The sequence below is a fragment of the Streptomyces sp. KLMMK genome, assembly GCF_036961605.1.
GTDB lineage: Bacteria > Actinomycetota > Actinomycetes > Streptomycetales > Streptomycetaceae > Streptomyces > Streptomyces telluris.
This window is the reverse complement of record NZ_JBAMDC010000506.1, coordinates 1-4,022: the sequence shown is the minus strand read 5'-3', so window position 1 is coordinate 4,022 and position 4,022 is coordinate 1. Positions and strand designations below refer to the sequence as shown.

Below are 4,022 nucleotides of genomic sequence, written 5' to 3'. Positions count from 1 at the left end.
GCCCGCCCCGACGCCGATGCCGACCGGCCCGCCGTTCCCGGCGGCACCTTCTACGCGGTGCTCACCTCGGGGTCGACCGGAACGCCCAAGGCCGTGGCGGTGACCTCCGCCGCGCTCGCCGCCCGTCTGCGCTGGTACGCCGCCCGCACCGGCGCCCGCCCGGGCGACCGGCACAGCCTGCTGATCGGTGTCTCCTTCGACCCGCACGTCCTGGAGCTGTGGGCCGCCCTGACCTCCGGCGCGGCGCTCGCCGTCCCCCCGGACGACGTCCGCTGGGACCCGGACGCCCTCACCACCTGGTGGCGGCGGGCGGGCGTGACCGTGGCCATCCTGCCCACCCCCCTGGCGGAGATCGTCCTCGAACGCCCCTGGCCGGACCTGCCCGCGCTGCGCCACCTCAGCATCGGCGGCGACCGGCTGCGCCGCCGGCCCGGACCGGACGTCACCGCGCGCGTGGACAACGCCTACGGCCCGGCCGAGGCCACGGTCGTGGCGACCGCGCACGCCCTGGAGGCGGACGGGGACTGCCCCGGCACCCCGCCGCCGATCGGCACGCCCCTCGACGGCACCGTCGTGTGCGTCACGGACCCCGCCGGGCACGTCGTGCCGCGCGGCGAGGCGGGCGAGCTGCGGATCGGCGGCGCGGGCCTCGCGACCGGCTACCTGGACGAGGCCCTGACCGCGCGCCGCTTCGTCGCCCCGCCGCCGGAGGTGACCGGAACCGACCGCGTCTACCGCACCGGCGACCGGGTGCGGATGCGGCCCGACGGCGTGCTGGAGTTCCTCGGCCGCCTGGACGACCAGGTCAAGGTCCGCGGCGCACGGATCGAACCGGCCGAGACCGAGGCCGCGTTCGAGGACGACCCGCGCATCCTGCGGGCCGTCGTCGCGGCCGAGCCCTCCCCCGCGGGCGACGTCCGGCTGATCGCGTTCGTCCGGCTCGCACCCGGTGCCGGGGCCCCGCCGGCGGCGGAGCTGCTGGAGGCGGCCCGCGACCGCCTGCCCGAGCAGGCGGTGCCGTCGGCGCTGCGCTGCGTGGAGGCGTTCCCGCTCGACGCCAACGGCAAGGTGGACCGGGCGGCGCTGCTGGCCGGAACGGCTCCCGCGGCAGCGGCCCCTGCGGCGGCACCGGCCGCGGCGGGAGGCGCCGTCACCGGTACGGAAACGGAGCGGATCGTCGTCGAGCTGTGCCGCGGCGTCCTCAACCGCCCGGAGACCGGCCCGGGCGACAACTTCCTGGAGTCCGGTGGCGATTCGCTCACGGCGGCCCGGCTGCTCACCGGCCTGGAGGAACGGTTCGGCGTCCGGCTGCGGGCACCCCAGCTGCTGCGCCAGCCCGACCTGCGCAGCCTGGCGGCACTGGTGGACTCCCGCCGGGAGAAGACGCCCATGACGGCCCCTGAGCAGGGAAGTGCCGCTCCCGCGGAGCCGGGCGCCGTACCCGGCCACAGCCACAGCACGGACGCTCCGGGCGGGCTCACGAGCCCCTCGCCGGGCGAGGCCCTTCCCGTCGCCCCCGGCGGCGTGCTGGGGCGCGTGCTCGCGCACGCCGCCGCGGATCCGGCCTCCCTCGCCGTGACCGACGGCGAACTCACCCTCACCTACGGGGAACTGACCGCGGCCGCCCGGCGGCTGGCCGGCGCCCTGCGGGCCCGCGGCGTCGGGCAGGGCACCGCGGTGGGCCTGCTGCTGCCGCACTCGGTGGGCGTCGTCGTGGCGGAGCTCGCGGTCTGGTGGGCGGGCGGCCACTACGTACCGCTGGACGCGGCGTACCCGCGCCCCCGTACCGAGGCGATGCTCGCCGACGCCGGCGTCTCCCTGGTCGTCGGCGAGAAGGACCTGCTCGAAGCGGCCGGCGTACCGGCCGTCCGGGCGCTGGTCCTGACCGCGGGCGGGCTCGCCGGGAGCTGCGCCGCGGAGCACTCCGAGGACGACCTGCCGGAGCCGCCCGCGTACGACCCGGGCGCGACCGCGTACGTGATGTACACCTCGGGCTCGACGGGCCGCCCCAAGGGCGTCGCGATCACCCACCGTGGCGTGGCGGAACTGACCGCCGACCCGGACTACCTGACGGTGGACCGGCGGGACCGGGTCCTCCTCCACGCAGCGCTGACCTTCGACGGCTCGCCGTTCGAGACGTGGGTGGCCCTGGCCAACGGCGCCGCCGTGGCCGTCTCCACCGCGGGCCGGCAGTCGCTGAAGACCTTGGTGCGGGACGTGGAGCGGCTGGGCGTCACCGTGGCGTTCCTGACCACCGCGCTCTTCCATCACCTGGCCGCGCGCCGCTCGCCGGTCTTCGCCGTGCTGCGTTCGGTGATCGTGGGCGGCGAGGCGCTGTCGGCGCGGCACGCGCGCTCGGTCCTGCGGGCGCACCCCTGGCTGGAGCTGGTCAACGGCTACGGGCCGACCGAGACGACCAGCTTCGCCACCGCCCACCGCGTGCGGGACGCCGACTGCGACGCCCCGCCGCCGATCGGCCGCCCGCTGGCCGGTGCGACGGTGCACGTCCTGGACGAGCGCGGCGGCGCGGTGCCCGCGGGCACCCGCGGCGAGCTGTGGGTCGGCGGGACGCGCCTGGCCGCGGGCTACCTCGGGCAGCCCGCGCTGACCGCGGAGCGCTTCGTGGAGCATCCCTCGGCGGGGCGGATCTACCGCACCGGCGACATCGTGTCGGCCCGGCCCGACGGCACGCTGGACTTCCACGGCCGTGTCGACGACCAGGTCAAGGTCCGGGGCTTCCGGATCGAGCCCGGCGAGATCGAGCACGCCCTGCGGGACCACCCGCGCGTGGCGGACGCCGCCGTCACCGTCGTGCGCCCCGGCGCCGACGACGCCCGGCTCGTGGCGTTCGTCGTGCCGGACGGCGATGGGCAGCCCGCCGTCGCGGCGCTGCGCGACCACCTGGCCGGGCGGCTGCCCGCGCACCTGGTGCCCAACGCGTGGTCCGTGGTCGGCGCGCTGCCGCTGACAAGCAACGGCAAGGTGGACCGCCGGGCCCTCGCCGGGCGGCCGCTATCCGGTCTTTCGCCGGCCGCCGGGGAGCAGGGGCCCGCGTCCGTACGGCATGAGCTGACGCCCGTGCAGCAGGCGGTGGCCGATGCCTGGGGCCGTGCGCTGGAGTGCGAGGTCGGCACCCCGGACGCCGACTTCCTCGCCCTGGGCGGGCATTCGCTGCTCGCGCTGGGCGTCGTCGACGACCTGCGCGAGGACCTGGGCGTGGAGCTGACGCTCGCCGCGTTCTTCTCGGCGCCCACCGTGGCCGGGCAGGCCGCACTCATCGAGGAGGCACTGGTGGAGATGTACGGCGCGGAGCCGGAGACCGAGGAGAACGGGGCGGCCCGGTGAGCGGCACGGCTTCGGAGACCTCCCGGCAGGAGGCGCTGCTGCGACTGGCCCGGCGCCGCAGCGCCGACGCCCGTGCACGGCAGGAGCGCCCGGCGCCCGCACCGGCGGACGACGCCGGGGACGGCCGCGCGCCGCTGTCCCACGCCCAGCACCGGATGTGGCTCATGGAGCGCCTCGGCCAGGGCGGCGCCGTCTACAACGTGCCGTTCGCGACCCGGGTGCACGGCCCGTTCGACGCGGACGCCTTCGGCCGGGCCCTGACGGGGCTGGTGCGCCGTCACGAGGTGCTGCGCACCCGCTACGGGCAGGACGGTGGCGAGCCGTACCAGGAAGTGACGGCGGCGCGGCAGGTGCCGGTGCGGAGCGTGGACGCCTCGGGGGAGGCCGCGCAGAGGCTCCTCGACGCGGAGGCGGCCCGCCGGTTCGACCTGGCGGCCGGCCCGGTGCTGCGGGCCCTGCACGTCCGGCACGCTCCGGACGAGCACACCGTCCTGCTGACGTTCCATCACATAGCCGTCGACGGCGGCTCCCTGGAGGTGATCGCCCACGAGCTCGGCGAGCGCTACCGCGCGGAGCTGGAGGGTCGCGACGGGGAACCGGAGCACCCCGCGCCGCGGTACGCCGACTTCGCCCGGCGGGAACGGGCCGGGTCGGAGGCGCTCGACGCGGGCCTGGCG

Annotated in this window: 2 protein-coding genes; both read left to right on the top strand. The window is 77.3% G+C overall.

The features are described from left to right. Window positions 1-3,345, top strand: a 3,345-nt coding sequence (locus V7793_RS34530) for an amino acid adenylation domain-containing protein (RefSeq protein ID WP_336013649.1), incomplete at its 5' end; no start/stop codon positions are given. Beyond that, a partial coding sequence (locus tag V7793_RS34525; RefSeq protein WP_336013648.1) for a condensation domain-containing protein occupies window positions 3,342-4,022 on the top strand: 681 nt, incomplete at its 3' end. The genes V7793_RS34530 and V7793_RS34525, both read left to right, overlap by 4 nt.